The sequence below is a fragment of the Brevundimonas sp. genome (assembly GCF_032055285.1).
Taxonomy (GTDB): Bacteria; Pseudomonadota; Alphaproteobacteria; order Caulobacterales; family Caulobacteraceae; genus Brevundimonas.
In genome coordinates this window covers 204621-230203 of sequence record NZ_DAMBRE010000001.1, presented here as the reverse complement: position 1 = coordinate 230203, position 25583 = coordinate 204621, and the positions used below count along the sequence as shown (strand labels likewise).

Annotated in this window: 29 protein-coding genes and 1 tRNA gene; 11 read left to right on the top strand and 19 right to left on the bottom strand. The window is 68.2% G+C overall.

The features are described 5' to 3' along the window. Positions 1-58: 58 nt before the first annotated feature. From RTY13_RS01190 to flgF, 7 genes are all read right to left on the bottom strand, one after another. Positions 59-559, bottom strand: a complete 501-nt coding sequence (locus RTY13_RS01190; RefSeq protein ID WP_312780555.1) for a hypothetical protein — start codon at positions 557-559, stop codon at positions 59-61. Positions 560-567: 8 nt separating this feature from the next. Further along, on the bottom strand, positions 568-1011 hold the full coding sequence (locus RTY13_RS01185; protein WP_312780553.1) for a hypothetical protein: 444 nt from the start codon (positions 1009-1011) through the stop codon (positions 568-570). Positions 1012-1048: 37 nt separating this feature from the next. Continuing rightward, positions 1049-1516: a hypothetical protein gene (locus RTY13_RS01180; RefSeq protein ID WP_312780551.1), complete on the bottom strand. Its 468-nt coding sequence runs from the start codon at positions 1514-1516 to the stop codon at positions 1049-1051. A gap of 122 nt (positions 1517-1638) precedes the next feature. Continuing rightward, positions 1639-2361, bottom strand: coding sequence for a flagellar basal body L-ring protein FlgH (flgH, locus tag RTY13_RS01175; RefSeq protein WP_312780549.1), 723 nt, complete (start codon positions 2359-2361; stop codon positions 1639-1641). Between the two features lie 11 nt (positions 2362-2372). Continuing rightward, a complete protein-coding gene (flgA, locus tag RTY13_RS01170; RefSeq protein ID WP_312780546.1) occupies positions 2373-3146 on the bottom strand; it encodes a flagellar basal body P-ring formation chaperone FlgA in 774 nt (257 codons plus the stop codon). A gap of 15 nt (positions 3147-3161) precedes the next feature. Beyond that, on the bottom strand, positions 3162-3950 hold the full coding sequence (gene flgG, locus RTY13_RS01165; protein ID WP_312780544.1) for a flagellar basal-body rod protein FlgG: 789 nt from the start codon (positions 3948-3950) through the stop codon (positions 3162-3164). Between the two features lie 16 nt (positions 3951-3966). Beyond that, on the bottom strand, positions 3967-4704 hold the full coding sequence (gene flgF / locus RTY13_RS01160; RefSeq protein WP_312780542.1) for a flagellar basal-body rod protein FlgF: 738 nt from the start codon (positions 4702-4704) through the stop codon (positions 3967-3969). Between the two features lie 179 nt (positions 4705-4883). Between flgF and RTY13_RS01155 the strand changes: the two genes are divergently transcribed. The 7 genes from RTY13_RS01155 to RTY13_RS01125 all read left to right on the top strand — a co-directional run bounded on the left by RTY13_RS01155 (position 4884) and on the right by RTY13_RS01125 (position 10180). Further along, on the top strand, positions 4884-5528 hold the full coding sequence (locus tag RTY13_RS01155; protein WP_312781760.1) for a flagellar basal body-associated FliL family protein: 645 nt from the start codon (positions 4884-4886) through the stop codon (positions 5526-5528). A gap of 59 nt (positions 5529-5587) precedes the next feature. Further along, positions 5588-6589 carry a flagellar motor switch protein FliM gene (gene fliM / locus RTY13_RS01150; protein WP_312781758.1) on the top strand — a complete coding sequence of 334 codons (1002 nt, stop codon included), beginning with the start codon at positions 5588-5590 and terminating at the stop codon, positions 6587-6589. Between the two features lies 1 nt (position 6590). Continuing rightward, on the top strand, positions 6591-7187 hold the full coding sequence (locus RTY13_RS01145; protein WP_312780540.1) for a DUF6468 domain-containing protein: 597 nt from the start codon (positions 6591-6593) through the stop codon (positions 7185-7187). Between the two features lie 120 nt (positions 7188-7307). After that, positions 7308-8249 (top strand): magnesium transporter MgtE N-terminal domain-containing protein, encoded by a 942-nt coding sequence (locus RTY13_RS01140; protein WP_312780539.1) that lies wholly within the window; start codon positions 7308-7310, stop codon positions 8247-8249. Between the two features lie 78 nt (positions 8250-8327). Next, the gene (locus tag RTY13_RS01135) at positions 8328-8567 is read left to right on the top strand and encodes a DUF3297 family protein (RefSeq protein WP_207825600.1); all 240 of its coding nucleotides are present in this window, start codon (positions 8328-8330) and stop codon (positions 8565-8567) included. A gap of 80 nt (positions 8568-8647) precedes the next feature. Beyond that, positions 8648-10084, top strand: coding sequence for a M28 family peptidase (locus RTY13_RS01130; protein WP_312780537.1), 1437 nt, complete (start codon positions 8648-8650; stop codon positions 10082-10084). Positions 10085-10095: 11 nt separating this feature from the next. Then, positions 10096-10180: transfer RNA gene (locus RTY13_RS01125), tRNA-Leu, on the top strand. Between the two features lie 158 nt (positions 10181-10338). On the opposite strand, the gene RTY13_RS01120 is transcribed toward RTY13_RS01125, so the two are convergent. Further along, positions 10339-13611, bottom strand: coding sequence for a TonB-dependent receptor domain-containing protein (locus tag RTY13_RS01120; protein ID WP_312780535.1), 3273 nt, complete (start codon positions 13609-13611; stop codon positions 10339-10341). Positions 13612-13883: 272 nt separating this feature from the next. Here RTY13_RS01120 and RTY13_RS01115 point away from each other — a divergent pair, with 272 nt between their 5' ends. The 4 genes from RTY13_RS01115 to RTY13_RS01100 all read left to right on the top strand — a co-directional run bounded on the left by RTY13_RS01115 (position 13884) and on the right by RTY13_RS01100 (position 18413). Further along, positions 13884-15572, top strand: coding sequence for an alkaline phosphatase family protein (locus tag RTY13_RS01115; RefSeq protein ID WP_312780533.1), 1689 nt, complete (start codon positions 13884-13886; stop codon positions 15570-15572). A gap of 149 nt (positions 15573-15721) precedes the next feature. Then, entirely contained in the window at positions 15722-17176 is a 1455-nt protein-coding gene (gene pyk / locus RTY13_RS01110; protein ID WP_312780531.1) for a pyruvate kinase, read from the top strand. Positions 17177-17185: 9 nt separating this feature from the next. Continuing rightward, positions 17186-18226: a DNA adenine methylase gene (locus RTY13_RS01105; protein ID WP_312780529.1), complete on the top strand. Its 1041-nt coding sequence runs from the start codon at positions 17186-17188 to the stop codon at positions 18224-18226. A 37-nt stretch (positions 18227-18263) separates the two neighbouring features. After that, positions 18264-18413, top strand: a complete 150-nt coding sequence (locus RTY13_RS01100; protein WP_207825687.1) for a hypothetical protein — start codon at positions 18264-18266, stop codon at positions 18411-18413. Here the strand turns inward: RTY13_RS01100 and RTY13_RS01095 are convergent. The 11 genes from RTY13_RS01095 to RTY13_RS01045 all read right to left on the bottom strand — a co-directional run bounded on the left by RTY13_RS01095 (position 18410) and on the right by RTY13_RS01045 (position 25535). Further along, positions 18410-19060, bottom strand: a complete 651-nt coding sequence (locus RTY13_RS01095; protein WP_409450264.1) for a ribonuclease HII — start codon at positions 19058-19060, stop codon at positions 18410-18412. The two genes, RTY13_RS01100 and RTY13_RS01095, sit on opposite strands and share 4 nt — an antisense overlap. A gap of 52 nt (positions 19061-19112) precedes the next feature. Beyond that, positions 19113-19544, bottom strand: coding sequence for a hypothetical protein (locus tag RTY13_RS01090; protein WP_312780527.1), 432 nt, complete (start codon positions 19542-19544; stop codon positions 19113-19115). Positions 19545-19656: 112 nt separating this feature from the next. Continuing rightward, on the bottom strand, positions 19657-20274 hold the full coding sequence (locus tag RTY13_RS01085; protein WP_312780526.1) for a DNA-3-methyladenine glycosylase I: 618 nt from the start codon (positions 20272-20274) through the stop codon (positions 19657-19659). A 154-nt stretch (positions 20275-20428) separates the two neighbouring features. Further along, positions 20429-21406: a TraB/GumN family protein gene (locus tag RTY13_RS01080; protein WP_312780525.1), complete on the bottom strand. Its 978-nt coding sequence runs from the start codon at positions 21404-21406 to the stop codon at positions 20429-20431. A gap of 80 nt (positions 21407-21486) precedes the next feature. Next, entirely contained in the window at positions 21487-21636 is a 150-nt protein-coding gene (locus tag RTY13_RS01075; RefSeq protein ID WP_312780524.1) for a hypothetical protein, read from the bottom strand. Between the two features lie 25 nt (positions 21637-21661). Further along, on the bottom strand, positions 21662-21826 hold the full coding sequence (locus tag RTY13_RS01070) for a hypothetical protein (RefSeq protein ID WP_312780523.1): 165 nt from the start codon (positions 21824-21826) through the stop codon (positions 21662-21664). Positions 21827-21887: 61 nt separating this feature from the next. Further along, positions 21888-22088, bottom strand: coding sequence for a helix-turn-helix transcriptional regulator (locus RTY13_RS01065; protein ID WP_292033751.1), 201 nt, complete (start codon positions 22086-22088; stop codon positions 21888-21890). Then, positions 22085-22537, bottom strand: a complete 453-nt coding sequence (locus RTY13_RS01060) for a hypothetical protein (RefSeq protein WP_312780522.1) — start codon at positions 22535-22537, stop codon at positions 22085-22087. Before RTY13_RS01060 ends, RTY13_RS01065 begins: the two co-directional genes overlap by 4 nt. Before the next feature lie 102 nt (positions 22538-22639). Continuing rightward, the gene (locus tag RTY13_RS01055; protein ID WP_312780521.1) at positions 22640-23431 is read right to left on the bottom strand and encodes a folate-binding protein; all 792 of its coding nucleotides are present in this window, start codon (positions 23429-23431) and stop codon (positions 22640-22642) included. A gap of 38 nt (positions 23432-23469) precedes the next feature. Further along, on the bottom strand, positions 23470-24201 hold the full coding sequence (locus tag RTY13_RS01050; RefSeq protein WP_312780519.1) for a prephenate dehydrogenase/arogenate dehydrogenase family protein: 732 nt from the start codon (positions 24199-24201) through the stop codon (positions 23470-23472). Then, positions 24198-25535, bottom strand: a complete 1338-nt coding sequence (locus tag RTY13_RS01045) for a dihydroorotase (protein ID WP_312780517.1) — start codon at positions 25533-25535, stop codon at positions 24198-24200. The genes RTY13_RS01050 and RTY13_RS01045 overlap by 4 nt, the downstream gene beginning before the upstream one ends. Between the last annotated feature and the right edge of the window lie 48 nt (positions 25536-25583).

The window sequence follows — 25583 nt, the reverse complement described above, 5'->3', positions numbered from 1 at the left end:
CTCAAGCGGGGGGAGCAGACAGGCGCAGGCGCTGACGGTCAAGCTGTGTCGGCGGACTTCAGCCGCAGAGGGCGAAGAAGCGGTCGATGTTCTGGTCCGACCCCTGCTGGGCCACCAAGGGGGTGCGATAGTCGGGGCCGTAGGTCGCCAGCCAGCCGAGCTTGCGGAAGCGCAGGAAGACCGGGTCTGTGGGGCGGGCTACTGCGGTCAGGTCCAGACCTTCGTGCATGGCGGACGGTTCGGCCTTGGCGGGATAGGTCTCGGCAGCGCCGCCGGATTCCAGGGCGATGACCCTGGGATGGTTCTCGGCGACGGTCTGCAGGATTTGCAGGGCGCCCGAGCCGGGGCGGCACGAGAGGTCCAGCGGCACGTCGTCGGTCTCGGCCATGCCGTAGGACAGGCTGGCTTCCTCGGCATCCTCATTCAGATGCCAATCGTAGCCCGGCGTGGCGAGGGGCGCGCCGCGGGAGGCGCTGGCCAGCTCCGTCTTCAAGGTCGGGGCGCAGGCGCCAAGCGAAAGCAATGCGAGGGCCGGGGCGAGCCAGAGGACGCGACGCATGGGAAATCCTAGCCGGTGCAGAGTTCAGCGAACCGGCGCAGCTTGGACAGATTCGCCCGGTCGATCTCTACCGGCGACGCTTGCTCGCCAACAGCGACGTCGAGATTTCCGCTGGCCAGGAAGGCGGCGAATACGGGATGATCCGCGCGCAGCATGGTCTGGAACCGCCCGCGTCGAGGTTGGATCTCGGCGTTGGCGGAAACGGCGCCCGAGGTGATGACGGCGATGCCTTGGGCGGGGGCGGCGTCATAGAGGGTCAGACGCACGATGCTCGACCCTGGCGCGCACTCGAGGGTCGAACGCAGGCGCGAAGTGTCGGGAATCTCATTGGCCAGGACCAGAGGACCGTTGTCGGCGTAGAGGGTCCAGGTCCAGGCTTCGGTCGGCGCTGGCGCGGTCTGAAACGTCAGGGCCAGGGCCATGGCTTGGGCGAGCCCGAGTAAGGCGGTCATGGTTCAGCCCCCGCTGAAAGGTTCGCGGGGACTTTGATCAGGCGCGGCTGGAAGCGCAATAGCCGAGGAAGCTCTGGACCATGCGACGCTCGGCGCGGCTGGCGCGAATTTGCTGGTCGCCGGCCTCGGTCTGGACGGCCATGCGGCCGCCGCGCGCCAGGCCGGTCAGGGCCGCGTCGGTCAGGGGCAGGCGGGACTCATAGGCTTCGCCGTCTGACAGAGGGTCGATCGGCTGCGGTCCTGCGGCGGCGGGCGTCAGGGCGGCGCTGCGCGGCTGGGCGTCGCCATAGACGACAGCGGTGCGGTCGCCGGGCGAGCAGGTCAGCATCAGGGCCACCTGATCGGAATCCGCCAGGCCATAGGCCAGCTTGGCCATCGGCCCCTCGTGCAGCAGATGCCAGCCCGGCGCGCCCTCGCCGGGGGCGGCGGGGGCGGTGGTCATGGCCTGCCCGGCCAGAGCGACGAAACCCAGGGCGGCGGCGGCGGGAAGCAGGGACTTCAACATTACAAATCACTCGCGTTCGACAGAGCAAACGCGGGTCGCTTGTTAACGGTTCACCGCTCCGCTTGACCGAAAGCGACTTCGTGACGACGAGTCACCGGAAAAGCACGCTCGTCGAACGGCGGTCAGAAGGGGCTGAAGCGTTCCACCAGGTTCTGGGCTGCGGGCGCCGCCTGCATCCGGCTGATGTCGCCGCGCCCGCCGTAGCTGATGCGGGCCTCGGCGATCTGGGTGTGGGCGATGGTGTTGGCCGAGGAGATGTCCTCGGGCCGCACGATGCCGGCGACGGTCAGTTCGCGCACCTCGCGGTTGGTGCGCACTTCTTGCCGACCCTGGATGACCATGTTGCCATTGGGCATGACGGCGGTGACGACGGCGGCCACGGTCAGGTTGACGCGCTCCGAGCGGTTGACGCTGCCCGAGCCCGAGGCGTTGGACTCGCCCTCGGTGCCGACCATCTTGGCGGGGTCGAAGCCGCCGGGGAAGGCGCGGCCCAGGCTGTTTTCCAGGCCGAAGAAGTTGGTGACGCCGCCCGAGATGGCGTTGCTGCGGGCGCGCTGGGTCGAGTTCTGGGTCTGGGCGCGGTCGTTGATGTCGATGTTGACGGTCAGGATGTCGCCGACCCGGCGGGCGCGCTGATCGCCGAAGAAGCTGCGGGCGCCGGTGCGCCACAGACTGTTGGCCGAGGCCGGGGTCGGGGGCGGCAGGTAGGCCTGTTCGACAGGAACGAGGGCGGCGGGATAGGCGACCGGGGCCAGTTCCGGCCCCTTGACCGTTTCCGTGATGGTCGAGCAGGCGCCCAGGGCCAAGGCGGAAGCGGCGGCGGCGAGGATCAGGACTTTACGCATGACGGGATCTCTCAACGAGCGGCGAACTGTTGCGGATTAGCGCGGGCCATCTGGGCGGCGGGACCGGCGACGGCGCGGCCGGGTGCGATGGCCACGGCGTCGATGGTGCGGCCCGATTGGACGTTCAGGATGGGCACGGCCTCGCCCGCCGAGGCGTTGCGGGTCGCCTTGCCGGTGACGGTCAGCTCGACGCCGCCGGCGATATAGGCGACCTCGACCATGTCGTTGCGGGCGATGACCTGGGGCGAGGCCAGGTCGCGGCTGGTCACGGCGGCGCCGGCGCGCAGGGCGCGCTTGGCCGACAGACCGACGACCTGATCGGCGTCCTGCGGACCGCCGGCGGGAGCCTGATGGGCTTGAACCGTGGACCAGACCACGTCGGCCGGCTGGATGATGTCGCCGGCGGCCAGGCTGCGGGCGTAGGTCAGAACCTCGACCGTGGCGCCGGGACGCGAAGCCACGGTGGCGGCCGCCGGACGGGCGGAGGCCTCTGCCGGCGCTGCGCCGCCTTCGCGGACAACGATGCGGCGCAGGCCCTGGGGGTTGGCCCAGTCCAGACCGGCGCGGCGGGCGGCGGCCTGGATCTGGCTGGCCTCGAAGACGGCGGTGGCGCCGAGACGCTGACCGACTACGACATGGGCGGCGGCGCCCGCATCGTCGAACAGCTCGCCCAGGGTGACGCGGCCGTCGTCGTCGACGGGGTCGGGCAGCAGGCTGACCGGACCGGCCAGGGCCGGGGCGGCCAGGGCGGAGAGAGCGGCGGCGAGGACAAGGGCGCGCTTCATGGCTTAACTCTTCCCTTAGCTCTTCACTTGGGCCGAGACGGACAGCATTTCGTCGGCGGTGGTGATGACCTTGGAGTTCATCTCATAGGCGCGCTGGGCCACGATCAGATTGGTGATCTCGCTGACGGCGTCGACGTTGGAGGCCTCGGTATAGCCCTGCAGCAGATGGCCGAAGCCGACCTCGTTCGGGGCGCCGATGGTGGCCGCGCCCGAGGCGGCGGTTTCCAGCAGCAGGTTGTCGCCGATGGCTTCCAGCCCCGCCTCGTTGAAGAAGGTCGCTAACTCCAGCTGGCCCACCACCTGCGGCGCGGCCTGGCCCTGGGTCGTGACCTGGACCTGGCCCGACTTGGAGATCGAGACGTCGATGGCGTCCTGCGGGATGGTGATGGCGGGTTCGACCGCATAGCCGTCTTCGGTGACTAGCTGGCCCTCGCCGTTGACGGCGAAGTTGCCTGCGCGCGTGTAGGCGATCTCGCCCGACGGCATGGTGATCTGGAAGTAGCCCTTGCCGTCGATGGCGATGTCATAGGGGTTGCCCGAACGGGTGGGGCTGCCCTGTTCGGTGATGCGATAGACACTGCCAGCCTTGACGCCGGCGCCGATCTGGATGCCGGTGGGGACCACGGTGCCCTGGGTCGAGGACTGCGCGCCCATGCGTTCGACGTTCTGGTACAGCAGGTCCTGGAACTCGGCCCGCTGACGCTTGAAGCCGACCGTGTTCATGTTGGCGATGTTGTTGGAGATGACCTCAACGTTCAGCTGCTGGGCCAGCATGCCGGAGGTGGCGGTTCTGAGAGCGCGCATCGTTCAGGCTTCCTTACTAGCCGACCCGGCCCAGCCGCTCGACCGAGCGGCGTGACAGGTCGTTGGCGTTTTCGATCATCTTGGTCACGCGCTCGTAGGCGCGGTTGATCTCGATCAGGTTGGTGATTTCCTGAAGCGTGTTGACGTTCGAGCCTTCCAGCATCCCCTGGCGGATCTGCACGTCCGGGGCGTCGATCGGCTGGGCGTTCGAGGTATTGCGGTACAGGCCGTCGCCGCTCTTTTGCAGCACCGACAGGGCGTCGAAGCGGACGGCGTTCAGGCGACCGACCGGCTGGCCCTGCTGGCTGATGGTGCCGTCGGGGCCGACGGTGACGGGGCCGAGCTCGGGGTCGAGGGTGATGGGGCCGCCGTCGCCCAGGACCGGCTGGCCCTGCTTGGTCATCAGCACGCCTTCGGCGTTGGTCGTGAAGGCGCCGTCGCGAGTATAGGCCTGGCCCGTCGCGGTCTGGACCGCGAAGAAGGCGCCTTCGCCCTCGATGCCGAAGTCCAGGGGGCGGCCGGTCTGCTTCATCGAACCCTGGCCGAAGTCGCGGCCCACGCCCTTGTCCAGCACGAAGCTGGCCGAGGGGCGGATGTTGTCGTTGCGGGCGCGCTGACCGACCTCGGTCCCGACCATCAGCTGTTCGACCTTGAACCCGGTGGTGTCGGCGTTGGCGACATTGTTCGCCACGATGTCGAGCTCGCGGCGAAGCGTCATCTGACGGGACAATCCGATGTAGGCGGCGTTTTCCACGAGTGCGGCTCCTTCGCCGATCTCGTCGCAACGACCGTGCCAACAGGGTTAATCCAGGCGCAGCAAGGATTTGAGCCGATCTGGCGCTTTCGGCGCCCGGCAGGATTTGCCGATCGTAAACGCCTCGTTAACCAAAATCGCCGCATCAGGAAGTCTGTGAGGATCGGGGCGACGTGCGGATGCTGAAGCTGAAGCTGGGCAAGAAGAAAGACGCGGCGCCGGCCGGCGATGACGCCAACCTGCCCGCCGTGTCGGACGGCGAAGGCGGCGAGGGCGCACCCGCCAAGAAGAAGCTGCCCCTGCTGTTCATCATCATTCCGGCGGCCCTGGTCGTGCTGGGCGGCGGCGGGGCGGCGGCCTTCCTGCTGATGAAGCCCAAGTCGGCCGAGGCCGAAGCGGGCGCCGAGCATGCAGAGCCGGCCAAGAAGGACGAAAAAGCCAAGAAGGGCGGGGACCACGGCGGCGGCAAGGAAGGCGAGGCCGATCCGGCGGCGGGTACGATCGCGGCCGGCCCCGACGGCGTGACCTTCTACACCCTGCCCGACATGATCGTGAACATTCAGTCGCCCGACGGCCGCCCCACCTATCTCAAACTGAAGCTGACGCTGGAGATGAAGGACGCCGAGCTGGCGACCCATCTGCAGGGCGAGACGCCGCGGATGCAGGACATGTTCCAGGGCTTCTTACGCGAACTGCGTCCCGAGGATCTGGCCGGTTCGGCCGGTTCCTATCAACTGCGCGCCGAGATCCTGCGCCGGGTCAACCTGATCGCCGCTCCCGGCAAGGTTGATGCGGTGCTGATCGAAGAAATGCTGGTGTCCTAGGCATGACCGACACCCTGACGGCCGAAAACGAACTGGACCCCTTCGGCGGCGAAGCCGACATGGGCGCGGCTCTGTCCGAGCGCGTGCTGAACCAGGACGAGATCGACAGCCTGCTGGGCTTCGACATGGGCGACGGCGACGACTCCGAACGGAGCGGCATCCGCGCCATCATCAATTCGGCCCTGGTGTCCTACGAGCGTCTGCCGATGCTCGAGATCGTCTTCGACCGCCTGGTGCGGTTGATGACGACGTCCTTGCGCAACTTCACCTCGGACAATGTCGAGGTCTCGCTCGACACCATCAGCTCGATCCGCTTTGGCGACTATCTGAACTCGATCCCGCTGCCGGCCATCCTGGCGGTGTTCCGGGCCGAGGAGCTGGACAACTATGGCCTGCTGACGGTCGACAGCAATCTGATCTACTCGATCGTCGATGTCCTGCTGGGCGGGCGTCGCGGCACGGCGGCGCTGCGTATCGAGGGGCGGCCCTACACCACTATCGAGCGGGTGCTGGTGCAGCGGATGGTCGAGGTCATCCTGAATGACGCGCGTCAGGCGTTTGAACCGCTGACCCCGGTGCATTTCACCCTGGACCGGCTGGAGACCAATCCGCGTTTCGCCGCCATCGCGCGCCCGGCCAACGCCGCCATCCTGGTGAAGCTGCGCATCGACATGGAAGACCGCGGCGGTCGGGTGGAGCTGCTGCTGCCCTATTCGACGCTGGAGCCCATCCGCAAGATGCTGTTGCAGCAGTTCATGGGCGAGAAGTTCGGCCGCGATAACATCTGGGAAGGCCACTTGGCCACCGAGCTGTGGACCACGGAAACCGAGGTCCGCTGCGTGCTGGACGAGCAGCAGATCCCCCTGTCCCAGGCCCTGAACTTCAAGGTCGGCGACACTCTGATGCTGAATGTCTCACCGGATTCCGAGGTGTCGGTGCGGGCGGGCTCCATCCCGCTGACGACCGGCAAGATGGGCCGCAAGGGCCAGCATATCGCCGTGCGGGTCGAAGGCCCGATCAACCCTGACATCGCCGCCAATCTGGGCCGAGGGAAACGCTGACATGACCGGCATCATTCTCGATTCCATCCTCATGCTGCTGCTGGTCGCGGCCATCGGCTACGGCATCAAGCTGGAGAAGAAGCTCAAGGCCCTGCGCGACGGCCAACTGGCCTTCGCCGGCGCCGTGACCGAGCTGAACGCGGCCGCGGGTCGCGCCGAACAGGCCCTGGCGACGCTGCGCGCCTCGGGTCATGAGACGGACCTGCTGCACGATCGCATCATCAAGGCCCGCGCCGTGAAGCAGGAACTGGAGGTGCTGATCGCCCGTGCGCCGGCGGGTCTGCCCGCCCGGTCGGCGGCGCCCCAGGTCGAGATGCGCGAGGAGCCGGTGCTGGAACTGAACACCCCCACGTCGCAGGTCGCGCCCCTGCTGGATGACGAAGCTCGCGCTCGCCGCATGGCCTCGCTGATGGAACGGGTCGAGGGCGCGCGCGCCGCCATGAAGACCCCGCCGGCTCGTCCCGCCGCCGCCGCGACGGCCGCGACCCCGACCGAGGCCTTCGCCCCGGTGCGTCAGGCCCTGGCCGCTAACCATGCTGCGCAACAGAGCCTAAACCGCGCCCGTCGTAGCCTGGACGAAGATCTTTTCGCTGCTTGATTCTAAGAGCCCCTATGTCCGAGGCGCGGCCTCGGGCGACTTGAGGGGATCATTTTTCTTGCCCTATGTCCGACGCGCGGCGACGGACGACTTGAGGGCGCCGACGACCCGAGTTGACCGATGAGCAAGTTGCCCCGCCTTCTGCCCTTGATCGCCATCGCCATCGGCGGGGTCGTGGCCGTGCGCGCAGCGGGCGTGGCGCCGGAGCTGTTCCAGGGCGCGACGGCCTGGGCTCAGGAAGCTGTCACCGCCGAGACGCCGGGCGAGGGGGGCACCGCCGCCGCTAAGCCCGCGCCCGCCGTCTGCGCCCTGACGCCGGAACAGCTGGCCCAGCAGGCGGGGATTTCGCCGGCAGAGCTGCGGATCATCCAGTCCCTGTCCAAGCGCCGCGACGCCCTGGACGCGCGCGACGCCGATTTCGCCACCACCCTGCCGCTGATGGTCGCCGCCGAGCAGAAGCTGGACGCCAAGCTGCAGGCGCTGGAAGCTCTCAAGGGCGAGATCGCGACCCTGGTGGGCCAGGTGGACGAGAAGGAAAAGGCCGAGACCGACCGTCTGGTCGCCGTCTATTCCGCCATGCGGCCCAAGGAGGCGGCGGCTGTCTTCAACACCCTGGACGACAGCGTGCGCCTGCCGGTCGCCGCCGCCATGCGGCCCCGGACCCTGGCCGCCATCATGGCTCAGATGCCGCCCGCCGGCGCGCGCGAACTGACCGAGAAGCTGGCCAAGCGCTTCCAGGCCCAGCAGTTCGCCGCCCGCGCCGCCGCCGCCACGGCGGGCGCAACGCCCGCGACGACCCCGGCTGCGGCGCCGGCCGCCACGCCCGCGCCCGCGCCGACGCGCACGGCGGCCCCGGCGACCGCAAATCCGGCGGCGACCCCCGCCGCCCAACCGACGGCCCAGCCCGCGCGCCGTCCAGCCCCGCGTCCCGCCGCCCAACGCCCGGCCCAGCGCCCGGCGGCCCGCCCTGCCGCGGCGACCACGGCCCCAGCCGAAGCTGGGCCGCGTCCCTACGCCCCGGCGGGCGAGGCGGCGGCCCCGGCCCGTCAGTCAGTCCAGTAGGGGCGACAACGAACGCGCGGTTGGCATAGCGGTCGCGCACGTCTATTCAGCGCGCTTCGATTTTCGCGAGACCATCCCATGTCCGACGTCCTGCCTGACCGCCTTTCGGTCGATCCCGACAGCCCCTTCCACGACGCCGATCTGCTGATGCGCGGCGTGGGCATCCGCTTCAAGGGCGAGGAAAAGACCAACGTCGAGGAATACTGCGTCTCGGAAGGCTGGGTCCGTCTGGCCGTCGGCAACCGCGTCGACCGTCGCGGCAAGGCCCTGACCGTCAAGCTGCAAGGCCCGGTCGAGCCCTTCCTCAAGGGCGAGTGATTTTGGCGGGGACCTGAGGCTTTCGGTCGCAGGTCCCACCCGCTAACGTGCCGCCTCTTTGTGAGTCTGGGAGGCGCTCCATGTCGTTCAACGCCCGTCTGATGGCCGCCAGCGCAATCGCGCTCGGTCTGATCGCCACGCCGGTTTTGGCGCAGGACGCCGCAACCATTCGCGCCGCCGAACAGGTGCGCGATCAGGCGCTGCAAGCCAACATCGCCCTCGACTACGTCACCCAGATCACCACCCGCTTCGGCGCCCGCCCGGCGGGCTCACGCTCGGAGCAGGCGGCCGCCGACTGGGCCGCCGACTATATGCGCGCCCACGGCTTCCAGAACGTCCGCATCGAGCAGTTCCCCCTGGTGGGCTGGGAGCGGGGCGAGGAGAGCGCCGAACTGATGGGCGCGCGCCCGCAGAAGCTGGTCGCCGCCGCTCTGGGCCATTCCATCGCCACGCCTGCCAACGGCATTGAGGCCGACATCGTCTTCTTCGACGGTCTGGACGCCTTGCTGGCCGCGCCGGCCGGCGCGCTGACCGGCAAGATCGCCGTGGTGGACGGCGGTCAGATGGTGCGGATGCAGGACGGTTCGGGCTATGGCTCGCTGTCGCGCATTCGCGGGGTCGGCCCGACCGAGGCCGCCAAGCGCGGCGCTGTGGCCTTTGTCATGCGCTCGGCCGGTTCGGACGAACACCGCATGCCGCACACCGGCACCACTCGCTATGTCGAGGGCAAGGTGCCGCTGCCGGCCTTCGCTCTCAGCGCGCCTGACGCCGACCAGATCGCGCGACTGGTGGAGATGGGCGAGCCGGTGCGGCTGCGTCTGAAATCCACCGCCCACACCTATCAGACGCACAGCCAGAATGTGATCGGTGACATCGTCGGCGCGACGCGCCCGGACGAGATCATCGTCCTGGGTTCGCACATGGACAGCTGGGACCTCGGCACGGGCGCCATCGACGATGCGGCGGGCGGCGCCATCACCCTGGCGGCGGCCAAGCTGATCGCCGAGCAGGGCCGTCCCGGCCGCACCGTGCGCGTGGTCCTCTACGGCTCGGAAGAGGTGGCGCAGCCGACCGACACCGGCAACGGCGGCGGCGCCTACCTGCGCAACATCGGCGCGGCGGGCGTCGAGAAGCACATCATCGCGGGCGAGAGCGATTTCGGCGCCGACCGCATCTATGCCCTGAAGACACCGCCGGGCGCGCAAGGCTCGGACTTCGCCAGGATCGCCGCGCGGGTGCTGCGTCCGATCGGCGTCCTGCCGTCGAGCGAGCCGGAGCTGCACGGCGGCGTGGACATCGGTCCGCTGGCCGGGGCGGGCGTGCCGGTCTTCGGTCTGCCCCAGGACGGCACGCGCTACTTCGACCTGCACCACACGGCCGACGACACCCTGGACAAGATCGACCCGGCGCAGATGACCCAGAACGTCGCCGCCTGGGCCGCCCTGGTGCGTCTGATCGCCGATTCCGATGTGGACTTCCGCGCCCTGCGTTCGGCGGCTACACCGGCCAAGCCGTAGGGCCTCACAAGGCGAGCGTGGCGAAACTGGTAGACGCAGCAGACTTAAAATCTGCCGACTTCGGTCTTGCGGGTTCGACCCCCGCCGCTCGCACCAATTCAGATCATTGAACCGTCGTCGGCCGGGAGGCTGGCGGCGGTTTTTTCTGGCCAGAGCGGACCTGCGCGGGGCAGGGGCCGTCGGCCAGCATGTCGTGGACAGCAAAAAGGGCGGCGAACCGAAGTTCGCCGCCCTTTCCGTTCAAGCCTGGAGGCTTAGAACGGGCGGTAGTTCAGGCTCAGGAAGAAACGACGTCCGAACAGGTCGAAGTTGTCCGCCGTCGTATTGCCCAGCCAGCGCGCCGGTTCGGCGTCGAAGACGTTCACCACGCCGGCGCGGACCGTCAGGTTGTCGCGAGCCGCCCAGCGCACCGAGAAGTCGTGCTGCGAGAAGTCGCCCGTTTCCAGGTACTTGGCGGTTTCATACAGGTCCGGGTTGGCGACCAGGTTGTCCTTGTCGAGGATTTCCTGGCTGGCCTGCCAGTCCCAATCCCAGGTGAAGGCCAGGGTGTCGATCGGCGCCCAGGTGACGGTCGACAGGAAGCGCACGCGCGGCATGCCGACGGTGTCTTCGAAGTCCGACGAGTCGGTCGGGTCGTCGATGTTGACGAAGTCGTGCTGCTCGATCAGCCAGTTGCCGCGGATCGAGTGGCTGAACGAACCCCAGTTGCGACCGAAGAACTCCGGCAGGTCGGTACGGTAGGCGACCGTGAAGTCGACGCCCTTGGCCGTCAGAGCCGCATAGTTCAGCGAGCCCTGGATGAAGCTCGTGACCTGGAACGAGGTGGCGTCGCGGGTCTGGGTGGCGCAGGCGCCGGTGTTGACCGAGGTGCCGTTGACGCACTGGTTGGCGGCGTTCTGGGCGGTCACCGAGGCGATCGCGTCGTTGATCTCGATGTCATAGTAGTCGAGCACGACGGACAGGTTGGGCAGCAGATAGTCCGGGGTCCAGACGCCGCCGATCGTGAAGCTTTCCGAGGTTTCGGGCTTCAAGAAGGGGTTGCCGCCGGCCAGGCCCGACACCGAGCCGCTGCCGTAGTTGGGCAGGTAGGCGTTGGACGCCGAAGCGTCGGCGAAGTTCAGGTTCAGGCCCGCAGCGCTGGCCAGGGCGCCGCAGTTGGCGATCCGGTTGGCGGCGATCGAACGGTCGGCCAGGTTGTTGATGACCACGGCCGAGCAGGGGTCGCTGAAGCCGTTGGCGAAGGTCTCGCCCAGCGGCTCGTTGGTCTCGCCCAGGTTCGGCACGCGGATCGCCGTGGCGGTCGTGGCGCGGAACATGAACTGATCAACCGGGCGCCACTGGAACTGGCCGCTGTAGGTCTCTTGCTGACCGACGTGCGAGTAGTCCGAGAAGCGGTAGGCGCCGCTGATCTCGGCCGAACGACCCAGGAAGCTGTCGCGGAACAGCGGGATGCTGACTTCGGCGAAGACGTCGTTGGTGTCGTAGCTGGCTTCTTCGAAGTCGGGACCGGAGTTCAGGAACAGGAAGCGGCCGGCGGTGTCGCGGTCGCGGCCCGTGCCGCTGGTGATTTCCTTGCGGTACTCATAGCCGATCGACGCGCCGATCGGGCCGGCGCCCCAGAAGTCCCACAGCTTGCCCGAGGTGTAGGCCATGAAGTCATGCTGCTTGTTCTGGTCGGTCACCGTGACGGCGGCCTGCAGATAGTCCAGGCCTTCCTGGGTGAAGCCGTTCGGGCCGAAGACGCGGACCGGCGAGCAGTCGTCGATGACAGCGCCCTGACGCGAGAAGGTGGTCGGCACGCCGCCCACGCTGATCACGGCGTCCGGCACAGCGATGCCGTTGGCCTTCATCAGTTGCACGCGGCAGACGATTTCGCCCGGCTTGCCGTGAACCTTGCCCGCGACGTCGATGACGGCGTCGGCCGCAGCCTGGTAGCGGACCACGTCCACGCCCAGTTCGCGGTTCGAGTTGTTCATCTCGCCGTAGGTGTAGCCGGCTTCCCAGTTGACGTCCTTGACGAAGCCGATGTCGCCGGCGTCGCCGCGCAGACCAACGACGTAGCGTTGCAGGTCACGGGTGTTCTGCTGGTTGCGGACCGGGCCGTACAGCTTGTGCTGGGCGCGGGCGTCGGCGACCGTGCTGGTGACCACGCCGGCCGAATTGAAGATGTCGCGGCGGTTGTTGGCGATGGCCTGACGCACGTCAGCCGGCAGATAGGCGTTGTCCAGGCCGATCTCGAAGGCCGAGGTCGACGTGATGGCGCCGACGGTGTTGGCGGCCAGGTTGCGGATGTTGAAGTCGTGGAAGACGCGCTGACCGGCGTCGTAGGTTTCTTCCTCGACGTACTTGGCTTCGGCGAACAGGCTGACCCGGTCGGTGATGTCGAAGTTCAGACCGGTCTGGAAGCGGTAGTTCTCCGATTCCGGCAGGCGGCTGGCCTGGCCCTGTTCGGTGTTCGCGACCTGACCTTCGCCGCCGTTGCTGACGTTGCGGGTGAAGCCGGAGCCCTGACGGATCGAACCGAAGGTGACCGGACGCGACACGCCCTGGTCGTTATAGAGGTAGGCGTTGTCCAGGCGGTTCGACGGGGCCAGCGAGAAGCAGTTGGCTGAGAAGGTCGTGGCCGAGCAGGTCTGGAACGGCACATCCGGGTCGCTGGCGATGCTGGGCTTGGTGCCGGTCGACAGGATGGTGACGCCGCCGAAGTTGGTGCCGCGGATATAGGTGCGGGCGTCGCGGATCAGGATCTGGTCCGGAATGCCGTCCGAGGGGGCGCTGGACGGATCGGCGTCATTGCCGATCAGGGCCCAGGACTCACGGCGCCAATCGACGTCGGAATCCAGAACCTCGTCGTTGCGCTGATATTCGCCCGACACATAGTAGTTCAGGCGGCCGTCCATCAGGTTCTGGCCCCACAAGACCGAGAGACGCTCGCTCAGTTGATGGTCCTGGTTGATCTCGGCGATCGAGCCGTCGATCTCGAGGCCGTCGAAGTCCTTGCGCGTGATGAAGTTGACCACGCCCGAGACGGCGTCAGCGCCGTAGACGGCGGCGGCGCCGCCAGTGATGACTTCGGTGTTGGCGACCAGCAGACGCGGGATGGTGTCGACGTCGACGGCCAGCGAGCCGGGGCTCGAGCCGACGTGACGACGGCCGTCCACCAGGACCAGGGTGCGCACGGCGCCCAGGGCGCGCAGGCTCAGCAGCGACAGACCGCCGTCGTTCAGGTTCGAACCCGTGGTGTCTTCCGGGACCTGCGAGGTCGACAGAGCCGGGATGTCGGCCAGGAAGTCGATGACGTTGACTTCGCCCGACTGCAGCAGCTCTTCCTGACCGATCTGGATCAGGGGCGTCGGCGAATTGGTCGGGTTGCGGCGGATGCGCGAACCGGTGACGACGATCTCGCCGACGTTGGTAGCCTGGTCTTCCTGAGCCATGGCGACTGCGGGCGCCGCGCTGATCACCGCGGCGGCTGCCATGCCAGCGATCAGGGTCGAACCCATCAGACGTGTTTTTGTGGTTTTCATTTTTTTCTTTCCCCTCCCAGAGAATCCTCTGGGTGAACGGCGTCCTTCCGCCGCATCGCCTCCATATGACAACTGCGTGGCAAGGCAAGAAGTATGGCGAAGTCGCGATACGAATGAGGACAGAGTGCGGCGTTTTGGTAGCACTTCCGCCTCATTGCCGCGTTCCACGAGCGATGGGCGCTGGGGGGCGCAAGGCGGCGCCATTTGGAAGTCGCGTTGACGGCGTCTTGACGGTAATCACCCGACACCGCTTTTCGATATTGGTGCTCATGATGATCCGTAGTCGTGTTCTGGCCTCGACCCTGACGTTCGCCCTTCTGGCGGGCGCGGCCCTTCCGGCTATGGCCCAGCAGGCGGCCCAGCCGGTCGCCAGCGCCGCAAGCGCCGAGCGCGCGGCCCCGGCCCTGGTGGTGACCCTGGTGATCGACCAGTTCAGCGCCAATCTGTTCAACCAGTACCGCAGCCAGTTCACCGGCGGTCTGAAGACCCTGGCCGATCAGGGCATGGTTTCGATCAACGGTTACCAGACCCACGGTGTGACCGTGACCTGCGCCGGGCATTCCACCGTCCTGACGGGCGTCCATCCCACGCACAGCGGCATCCCGGCCAACGACTGGATCGACACCACGACGGGCGAAGAGACCTATTGCCTGGCGGCGCCGCAGAACACCCTGGCGCACGGCAAGAACACCGACAACGGTCCGGTCGGCCCGGATCAGCTGAAGGCCTCGACGCTCGGCGACTGGCTGAAGACCGTCAGCCCGCGAAGCCGCGTCTTCGGCATTTCGGGCAAGGATCGCGGTGCTATCAACCTGGCCGGGCACAAGGCCGACGGGGCCTTCTGGCTGACCGAGGGCTTCGGCTTCACCACCTATGTCGAACCGGGCCAGTCGGCCGAGGCCAGGCTGGCGCCCGTGGCGGCGATCAATGCGCGGATGATCGACCGGTTCAGCCGCTCGGCGCCGGTCTGGAACTATCAGCATGACGCCTGTCGTCGCCTGGAAGGCCAGTGGGTCATCGGCGGCCAGACCTTCAACTCGACCCTGCCGCCGGCGGACGACACGTTGGAAGGCTCGCCCATGCTGGACGAGCTGACGCTGGAGGGCGCGGCTGCTCTACTTGAGGAGCAGCAACTGGGCCGTCGCGGCGTCACCGACATGCTGGGCGTCAGCCTGTCGGCCACGGACCGCATCGGCCACGGCTACGGCACGCAAGGGCCGGAGATGTGCGAGCAGATGCTGCGCCTCGACGCGGCCCTGGGCGTCTTCCTCGACAAGCTGGCCACCATCCCCGGCGGCGTGATCGTGACCTTGACCGCCGACCACGGCGGCTCGGACTTCCCGGAGCGTTCCTCGGTCGAGGGCTATCCGACGGCGGGCCGCGTGGATCGCGCCCTGATGCCGCGCGTCAATGATGCGCTGAAAGCCCGGTTCAACCTGGACGCCAATCCGCTGGTTTCCTCGGCCGGCGGTCTGGTCGTGGTCGGGGCGGATCACAAGTCGCTGGCCGAGCCGCTGCGCAGCCAGGTTCTGGCCGCGGCCGTCGAACTGCTGAACGCCGAGCCGCAGGTGGCCCTGGCCGTGTCGCGCGATGAACTGCTGGCCGAGCCGGCGCCGGCCTCGGACAACCCCGAGGAACTGAGCGTGCGCCAGCGCTTGCGTCTGTCGGCTGTGGCCGGGCGTTCGCCGGACATCATGCGCTCCTATCAGCCGGGGCTGACCGGGGCGGGCCGGATCGGTTCGGCCATCTCCAGCCACGGCTCGCCCTGGGACTATGACCGCCGCGTGCCGATCATCTTCTGGTGGCCGGGCGCGAACGGTCAGGAGCGCTTCCTGCCGATGCGCACCATCGACATCGCGCCCACCCTGGCTCACCTGATCGGGGTCAAGCCGACGGACGCGGTGGACGGCCGCTGCATGGACCTGCCGCAGTTCGCCGCGGGGCGTTGCGAGGCCAAATAGGCCTGAGGGCCGTAACGTCGTGTTTCAGCCTCATAAACTCGTGTTTCCAGCCGGGGGCGTGGTCTTACGCCCCCGGCTTTTCGTTGGCACAAGGGATCAAGGCCTCTGAGGGGAGGCCATGGCCGTCAGAGCCGCCTTGAGGAAACACTATGAACAGAGCCCGCCGCGCGCGCATCGTCGCGACCCTTGGACCCGCGAGCCGCGCGCCCGCGACCGTCAAGGCGCTGGCCCAGGCGGGAGTGGACGTCTTCCGTCTGAACTTCAGCCATGGCTCGCATGAAGATCACGCGGCGGCCTTGAAGGCCGTGCGCGGCGCCGAGATGGCGCTGAAGCGTCCGCTGGGGGTTCTGGCCGACCTGCAGGGGCCCAAGCTGCGGCTGGGCCGCTTCGCCGACGTCGAGATCGCCATCAAGCCCGGCCACAGGATGCGCTTCGACCTGAACCCGGAACTGGGCGACGAGACGCGGGTGCAGATGCCGCATCCCGAAATCTTCAAGGCCCTGCGCACCGGCATGCTGCTGCTGATCGACGACGGGCGTATCCGCCTGCGGGTCGGCGAGCGCACCGACGAATGGGCCGACGTGACGGTCGAGAGCGGCTCCAAGCTGTCGGACCGCAAGGGCGTAGCCGTGCCGGAGGCCGTCATCCCGGTGTCCGCCCTGACTCCCAAGGACCGCGAGGACCTGGCCTTCGCCCTGCGTCTCGGCGTCGACTGGGTGGCCCTCAGCTTCGTGCAGAAGGCCGAGGACATGGCCGAGCTGAAGCGCATCGTGAACGGTCAGGCCGCCTGTCTGGCCAAGATCGAGAAGCCCCAGGCCCTGAACGATCTGGAGAGCATCCTCGACTACTGCGACGGCGTCATGGTCGCGCGCGGCGATCTGGGCGTCGAGATGGACCCCGAAGAAGTGCCGGTGGCCCAGAAGAAGATCCTGCGCGCCGCCCGCCAGCGCGGCGTGCCGGCCATTGTGGCGACTCAGATGCTGGAGTCGATGACCAGCGCGCCCGCTCCGACGCGGGCCGAGGCCTCTGACGTGGCCAATGCCGTCTATGAAGGCGCCGACGCCCTGATGCTGTCGGCGGAAACGGCTTCGGGCGACTATCCGCTGGAGTCGGTCGCCATCATGAACCGCATCATGGAGCGGGTGGAGCGCGATCCCCTGTGGCCGGGTCTGATGGACGCCGAGCACGCGGGCATGGACATCCACGACGTCGACGCCCTGGTCGCGGCGGCGAGAAAGGCCGCCGAAGCCGCCTCGACCGCCTGCATGGTGGTGTTCACCACCCTGGGCGGCACGGCGCGGCGCATGTCGCGCGAGCGGCCGCTGCAGCCCGTTCTGGCCCTGACGCCCAAGCCGGAGACGGCGCGCCGTCTGGCCCTGGTCTGGGGGCTGGAGCCGCGTCTGGGCGACCAGCCGTCCTCGCTGGAAGGCCTGACCGACGATGCGGTCGAGGCGGCCATGACCTATGGCCTGGCCGAGGCCGGTCAGCGCATCCTGATCCTGGCCGGAACGCCTTTCGGCGCGCCGGGAGCCGCGAATCTGTTGCGTCTGGCCCATGCTCCGGCCCATGTTCCGCAAGGGGCGAAGCGCGCCCGGAAGACCTGACGGGACGGAATGATCAAGTACATCGGCTCAAAGCGCGCGCTTCTGGGCCATGTCACGGGTGCGGTGCGCGCCGCCCTGCCGGACGGCGGGACGGTCTGCGACCTGTTTTCCGGCTCGGCCCGCGTCGGTCATGCCTTGAAGGGGCAGGGCTTCCGCGTCTGGTCGAACGACCACAACGCCTATGCCCACACGCTCGCCACGGCCTATGTCCAGGCCGACCGTGAACGCTGGGCGGCGCAGGCAGAGGTCATCCTGGCTGAGCTGCGGACGGTGACGCCCGACGCCGGATGGTTCACCAAGGCCTTCTGCGAGGACGCCCGTTTCTTCCATCCCGACAACGGCGCCCGCATCGACGCCATGCGCACTCGCATCGAGGCCATGGGGCTGGAGCCGGAACTGAAGGCCGTGGTTCTGGTCGCCCTGATGGAGGCGGCGGACCGGGTGGATTCCACGGCGGGCCTGCAGATGGCCTATATGAAGCGCTGGGCGCCACGCGCGCTGAAGCCGCTGGAGCTGCGCCTGCCGGACCTGCGGCCGGGCGTGGCCGCCGGGCCGTGCAAGGCGACCCAGGGCGACGCGGTCGAGATCGCCGATCAGGTCGAGGCCGACCTGGTCTATCTGGACCCGCCCTACAACCAGCACTCCTATCTGGCCAACTACCACTGCTGGGAAAGCCTGGTGCTGTGGGACAAGCCCGAGACCTATGGCGTGGCCAACAAGCGGGTGGACGTGAAGACCCGCAAGAGCCCGTTCAACAGCCGCCCCGGCATCGGCCCGGCCCTGCAATCCGTGGTCGAGCGGCTGAAGACGCCCAACCTGATCGTCAGCTTCAACGACGAGGGCTATCTGAGCCGCGACGACCTGACGGCCATGCTGTCGGCGCGCGGCCATGTCCAGGTGGTCGAGATCCCGCGCCCCCGCTACGTCGGCGCCCGCATCGGCATCCACAACCTGAAGGGCGAGAAGGTCGGGGCCGTCGGGCGGCTGCGCAATGTCGAGCACCTGTTCGTCGTGACCGAAAAGCCACTGCGCCTGCCGGTCGCCGCCTGACGCGGAACCAAGACGCGGGGATGCGGTTACAGGCGGCATGAGTGCCTCGACCGATCGTACGCCTGACAAGTCTTCCGCATCCCGTCGACGGTCGCCGAACGGACTGCCGAACTGGTTGTTTATCGTGCTGGTCGCGGCGGTGGTCGTGATCCTGGGCCTGCTGGTCGCGGGCGCGACGGGCGGCTAGGCCGCGTCCAGAAGGGCCTTGATCGGCGCCCAGCTGCGGCGATGCGCCGGACAGGGGCCGAGAGTCTGCAGGGCGGTCTGGTGGATGGGGGCGTTATAGCCCTTGTGGCTGGCGAAGCCGTAGCCCGGATAGGTCGCATCCATTTCGATCATCAGCCGATCCCGCGCCGTCTTGGCCAGGATGGAGGCCGCCGCGATGGACAGGGAGCGGCTGTCGCCCTTGACCACGGGCGTCACCGCGCACGGCAGTTTGAAACGATAGTTGCCGTCCACCAGGGCGTGAACCGGCGGATGGGCCAGGGCCTCGACCGCGCGGCGCATGGCCAGGCCGGTGGCGTGCAGGATGTTCAGCTCGTCGATCTCCTCGACCGAGGCGAAGCCGACGCCCCAGGCCAGGGCGCGGGCCTTGATCTCGGGTTCAAGCAAGGCGCGGCGCTTCTCCGTCAGGGCTTTGGAGTCGTCGATGCCGGGCGGCAGGTCGTCCGGGTTCAGGATCACCGCCGCCGCCGACACCGGTCCCGCCCAAGGCCCGCGCCCCGCCTCGTCCACGCCGCAGACGTGACCGTTCCACGTCGCGCGAGCCTCCAGCTCCAGCATCAGGGTGGGGAAGGGGCGGTCGATCCTGGCGGAGGCTTTGGGCGGCTTCATCGCGCGTCAGTGCCACGAACCTCGGCGTGACGAAAGGGCGGCGGGCCTTGCCCTATCGGCGGGCCATGTTCACGACGCCGATAGGACCTCCAATCGGCAGCAGGCGGACCCTCAAGCTGGCGTCGCCGCGAAAGCCGGTCCGTGTCCGCTCCGCCAGGGTGAAGGTCATGCGGACGCCGTTTTCGGCCACGACCACGATCAGCCTGCCATCCCTGACACGGCATTCAGCGGGATCGCCGTCGACGACGCACGAGAGCCGGCCACTGGCTAGGGCCGTAACGGTCAACGGAAAGTCGAGCTGCTGCCTCCCGTCCTTGGCCTTGAAGGTGATGCTGACGTCCTGTCGGTCGGCGGGTGTGATCGCCAGGGTCCATGCCCCGACCACGTCCCGATCCGTGATGGGCGCAGCGCCTTGAGCGAAAGCTGCGTCGACGATCACGGAGCACAACAACAGGGTCGTTCCGAGCACTTGAAGCTTCGCCATGGCGCACTCCCAGTTTCCGCTTACGCCAGCATCGAACGCCTACAGCAAACTGACCCGTGAATTTTTAGAAAGGTAGGGCGGATCGGAAGCGGACCCACGTCTAACCCCGCCATCAGGCCTTGGCGACGCGCCCTGAGCCGCCCGCCTTGCCCACCTCCCCATGACGGAAGCAGGTCGTCTGGTGGTCGTTGACCATGCCGACCGCCTGCATGAAGGCGTAGGTGATGACAGGGCCGCAGAACTTGAAGCCGCGGGCCTTCAGGGCCTTGGCCATGGCGACGCTTTCGGGCGTCTGGGTCGGGGCCTCGCGGAAGTGGCTCCACTGGTTCACCAGAGGCTTTCCATCGACGAAGGACCAGAGCCAGGCGGAGAAGTCCTCTCCGTTGTCTCGCATCTCCAGCCAGATCCGGGCGCCGTTGATGGCGGCGTCGATCTTGGCGCGTGAGCGGATGATGCGCGGGTCGGCCAGCAGGCGGGCGCGGTCGGCGTCGTCGTAGCGGGCGATGATCTCGGGATCGAAGCCGTGGAAAGCCTCGCGCATGCCTTCGCGCTTTCTCAGGATGGTGATCCAGGCCAGCCCGGCTTGGAAGCCGTCCAGCACCAGCTTCTCCCACAGGGCGCGGGGGTCGTACTCGGGCACGCCCCATTCGGTGTCGTGATAGGCGATGTAGAGCGGGTCGGTCGTGCCGCACCAGCCGCAGCGGCCTTCAGCCTTTTCGGATTCGGTCATGGCTCGATGTTGCCGGAATGTTCCAGTTAGGCAAGGGGAACAATCATCTCCGTCATCCCCCGGTCTCGCTCCGCTCGCCGGAGGATGACGGAAGGAAAACAAGCAAAAAGGCCCGGCGTTTCCGCCGGGCCTCTCGCGTGGTTGAAGTCTGAACTTACAGCCGCTCGACCGTGAACCCGCGCGCCTTCAGCATGTCGATGAGGCTGTCCTGATCGGCCAGGTGGGCGACGCCGACGGCGACAAAGGCCGAGCCGGAGCCCTGCATCATCGTCTCGATCTGGTCGGTCCAGTCGGCGTTGCGCACGATCAGGGCGGCGCGGTGGACGTCCTCGTGGATGTCGCGGGTGTCGAGGCGGTTCAGGCGTCCGACCTCGGCGGCGTCGCCCTTGAGCCAGGCGGCGACGGTCTGATCCAGCTTGGGCACGATCTGGCCGCCGTTGCGGACATAGTTGTTCAGATAGGCGATCTGGGCCTCTTCGCTCATCCCGGCGATCAGGCGCAACTGGATGTCGGCGGTCTCGAAGCCGTGGATGGTCTTACCCTCGGCGCGGGCGCGGTCCATCAGGGTCTTGTCGACCCCGGCGTCGGGGCGATAGCCGGCCTGGATCGGCGCGGTGCCGGCGACCATGAAGGCGGCCAGCCAGGGGCGGTAGGCGTCCATGGCCGCGCCGCTGGCGCCCACGCCCTGGGCGGCCTTGTCGAAGGCGGCGAAGTCCTCGGCCGACAGGATCGACGACAAGGGGCGGTCGGGGGTGACGCCGTGCTGCTGGGCGACGGCGGCCACGCTCGGGTCGTCCTGATCGGCCACCTCGACCCAGAACTGGTCCGCGCTGGCGAAGGCGGCGTCCACCTTGTCCGAGCCCCAGGCCGTGCCGGGGCGCAGATAGTGGATGGTCCCGAACAGATAGACGGTGGAGTCCGCGTCCCTGACCACCCACAGCGGCGGACCGGCGCCCTCGGCGCGGGGGATGGCGGGGGCGGCGACGGCGGCGGCCGGGACGGTGGCTTGCTGGGCGTGGGCGGCGCCGGGGAAGGCGGCCAGTGCAGCGCTGGCGGCCAGGGCGGCGCAGGCGCCGAAGGCCATGCGCGAGACGTGATTGGCCGTACGGCCCATGCGGTTGGCGAGGGTCATTGGATCGTCCTTGGATTGTCGGGGTGTTTGGAAAGGCGCCGATCAAGTCGGCGAAGGCGTCGGCCCGGCGGGCCGGAAGATCAGTGCGTGGTCGAGACGGCGACAGCGGCGGGCTGGCTGTGGCCGAAGGTCGGGACCGCCTCGATGGCCGTGGCGATCAGGAAGGCGCCGCACAGGCCCAGGGCGAAGCCCGAGAAACGTTCGACGATGGCGGAGTAGAGATTGAACATGGGTCTGGTCCTGAAAATGAGGGGCTCAGCGGGCGGCGACGGCGGCGGCGGGGGCGTCGAACCAGGCGGCGGCCTGGCCGGGGCTGGGGATCAGCATGACGGCGACGCAGATCAGCAGGGCGCCGCAGACGCCCAGGGCGAGGTTGGAGACGTGTTGGGTCGCTTGGCCCATGCGGTTGGCGCAGGTCATGGTGTAGTCCTTTGAATGTCGGTGTGTTTTGACGGTTGGCGGGCGCGGGGCCGCGCCGGCTTCACTGAACGAAGATGGCTTCGATCGGTCGGCCGAAGAGGCGGGAGATGCGGAAGGCCAGGGGCAGGGAGGGGTCGTAGCGGCCCTTTTCCAGCGCCTGGACGGTTTGACGGGAGACGCCGAGCTGTTCGGCGAGATCGGCCTGGGTCCAGTTGCGCTCGGCGCGGAAGACCTTGAGGCGGTTGACGAACTCGCTGGTCATCGGCGGGCCATCCACCAGCCGCACCAGGCGACGCCGTAACCGACGGCCTGGGCCGCGAAGAGGCCGACGACGCCGGCGGCGACCAGGGCCGCGTCCGAGCGCTGCACGAAGGCCGGCAGCAGGTTCACGTCCATCAGGGCGGCGGCCACGACGCCGGCGCCGCCGATCACCATGCCCAGGTTGCCGCCCCACCACCAGGCCCACTTGTGGGCTTCCTTGGCGGCTTCATCGAGGGCGCGCCACCAGTAGAGGCTGTGGATGGCGGAGAAGACGGCGACGGCGGCGGCCAGCAGGACCACGCCCAGTTGCGGGGCGCTGCCCAGTTGGGCGGGCCAGAAGGGCGTGGCGACGGTCAGGCCGGAGGAGACGACGACCAGGGCGCACAGGCCGACGGCCAGGTCGTTCATCTTCTTGGTGTTGGCGGCGGCGGCCTTGGTTTCGGTGTTCATGACAAGCTCCCCTGTCGTTGTGACAAGTGAACTTTACCAATGCCGTGTTCTGCGTCAAGCGACTTTTACATCATGACAAGTAGATTTTCCGATCTTCTGAAATTAGCCTTGAAAATCAGGGATCCAGTCGGGCCTCTCGGCGCGCACGGGGCGGCCGTCGACGCTCAGATCGCCCTCCAGTCGGTCCAAACGCATCAGGGCGATGGCGCGGCCGTCGGCGCCGGTCATGACCTCGCCGGCGCGTAGGTCGCCGTTCAGCACCTCGGCGCCGCGCTCTGGGGCGGGGCCGTCGAAGGCGATGGCCATCATGCGGTTCTTGATCGTGCCGCGCCGTTTCATGCGCGAGGTCGTTTCCTGACCGATGAAGCAGCCCTTGTGGAAGTCGATGCCGTTCAGCAGGTCGAAGTCGGCCTCGATGGGATAGGTCTTGTCCAGAAGCGTGTCCGCTGTGGGGTCCGGCACGCCCAGAGCCAGGCGGTGCGCCTGCCAGTCGGCCTCGGTGGCGTCGGTCTCGCACTGGTCGCCCCAGCGGCGGCCGCCGAGTTCGGTCAGGCGAGGATCGGGGATGAAGCCGTCGGGCGTCTCATTCCAGGCGACGAAGACGGCGTCGGGAATCGGCATGACCTCGACGCTGGAGCGCAGCCTGTACATCGACAGGCGCTGGACCAGAGCGTCGCGACGCTCGGCCGCCACGTCGAGCACCACGCCGTTCTCTTCGCCCCACAGGAAGAGGTCGAACAGCAGCCGACCGGGCGGCGACAGAAGCGCGCCGAAGCGCAGGGCTCCGGGGTCCAGCGTCTCCACGTCCTGCGTCAGCAGGTTGTGCAGAAAGGGGCGGGCGTCAGGGCCGGTGACGTGGATCAGGGCGCGGCTGTCTAGGCGAGCAATGGACATGCGGCCAAGATAGGGAGGGGGCGGCCGATGCGACAGCCCTAGCCGTCCAGTTCCGCCCGCGCCTGTTCGGCCAGGTCAAAGAAGCGGCGGCGCACCGCGGCGGCGTAGGGGTTGTCGTGTTCGATGGCGCGGAACACCGCCGCGCTGTCGTGGCGGACCATGTCGACGCCCTGCATGACCCGCTCGAAGCTGGTCGTGGTCATCCGCGTCGGCAGGGGCTCCATGGCCAGCAGGACCTTGGCGATCAGGTGGGTCAGGCCCTGAACCGTCGCCGCCTCGCGGTCGTGATCCTCGGGCGCCACGACGAAGACCTTCAGGCTCAACGCCTTGCGACAAAAGGCGGCGACGCGCCACGCCGCCTTTTCACCGCGCACGGGACAGACGGCGATGCGCAGACCCGCGATGCCGTCCTTGCCGCTTTGGGGTCCGAACAGGGGGTGGGTGCCGACGATCTGAACGCCCTCAGGCAAGCCCAGCATGACCTTGGCCGGCTTCACCTTCACCGAGCTGACGTCGAGGATCAGGGCGCCCGGCGTCACGTGCGGTACGATGGCCGCGACCGTTTCCGCCAGCACGCCGACCGGCACGGCCAGCACCACTGTCGGACAGGCCGCCGCCTCTTCCAACGTCGTCAGCCGCGCCAACCCCTCGCCGTCGTCCGCCGCCGGGTCATGGGCCAGGATGTCGAACCAGGGCGACAGATGTCTGGCCGTCAGCCGCCCGAAGGCGCCGAAGCCGATCAGGCCAAGCTGGGGCCGGACGCCGCTCACCCCGCCAGCGTCTCCTGGAACCGCACCGGCTGGCCATGGGCCTGACCGATCAGTTCGCCGTCCTTCATCACCACGCGGCCGCGCACGATTGTCGCCACCGGCCAGCCCGTGGTCTCGAAGCCGTCGAAGGGGGTCCAGCCGCATCGCGTGGCCTGCTGGTCATGCGTAATGGTCTTCTTGGCCTTCAAATCGACGATGGTCAGATCGGCGTCATAGCTGACCGCCATCCGGCCCTTGTTGGCGGTGCCGAACACCCGCTGCGCCCCGCCCGAGGTCAGGTCAATGAAGCGCTCCAGCGACAGACGCCCGTTCGCCACATGGGTCAGCATCAGCGGCACCAGGGTCTGCACCCCCGGCATGCCCGACGGCGAGGCCGGATAGGGCTTGGACTTTTCTTCCTTGGTGTGCGGCGCGTGGTCCGAGCCCAGGACGTCGGCCACGCCCTGCTGCATCCCCCACAGCCACAGGGCGTCGACGTGCTCCTGCGAGCGGATCGGCGGGTTCATCTGGGCGTAGGCACCGAGCCGCTGATAGGCCTCGGGCGCGACCAGGGTCAGGTGCTGGGGCGTGATCTCGACCGTGGCGACGTCCTTGTGGAAACGCAGGAACTCCATCTCGTCCCGCGTCGTGACGTGCAGGACGTGGATGCGGGCGCCGGTTTCTTTCGCCAGTCCGACCAGTCGGCGGGTGGACATGATGGCGCTCTCGGCGTCGCGGACCTCGGGGTGGCTGGTCCAGTCGCCGGTGCGGGCCAGGCTGCGGCGCTCGACCAGACGGTATTCGTCCTCGGAGTGGAAGGTGGCGCGGCGGCGCACGTTCGACAGGACCTTGCGCACCCCTTCGTCGTCGGCGATCAGCAGGTCGCCGGTCGAGGCGCCCATGAAGACCTTGACCCCGCAGCAGCCCGGCAGGCGCTCCAGATCGGCCAGATGCTCGGCGTTCTCGTGCGTGCCGCCGACGTAGAAGGCGTGATCGGTCCACATCCGGTTGTTGGCCCGCACCAGCTTGTCGGCCATGGTCTCCGGGTCGGTGGTGTTGGGGTTGGTGTTCGGCATCTCGAATACGGCGACGACGCCGCCCAGGGCCGCCGCGCGGCTGCCGGTCTCGAGGTCTTCCTTCCACTCCAGCCCCGGCTCGCGGAAGTGGACCTGGGTGTCGATGACGCCGGGCAGGACCGTCAGGCCGGTGGCGTCGAACACCTCTCCGGCAGAGGCCTGGGACAGGTCGCCGATGAAGGCGATGCGGCCGTCGATGACGCCGACGTCCGCCTTGCCGCGTCCGGCGTGGTTGGCGACTTCGCCGCCTCGCACGATCAGGTCATAGGTCTGGGTCATGGGCGCATCTCCTGAGGTCGAGCGCTTATGCGCGCGTGCGGCCTCAGG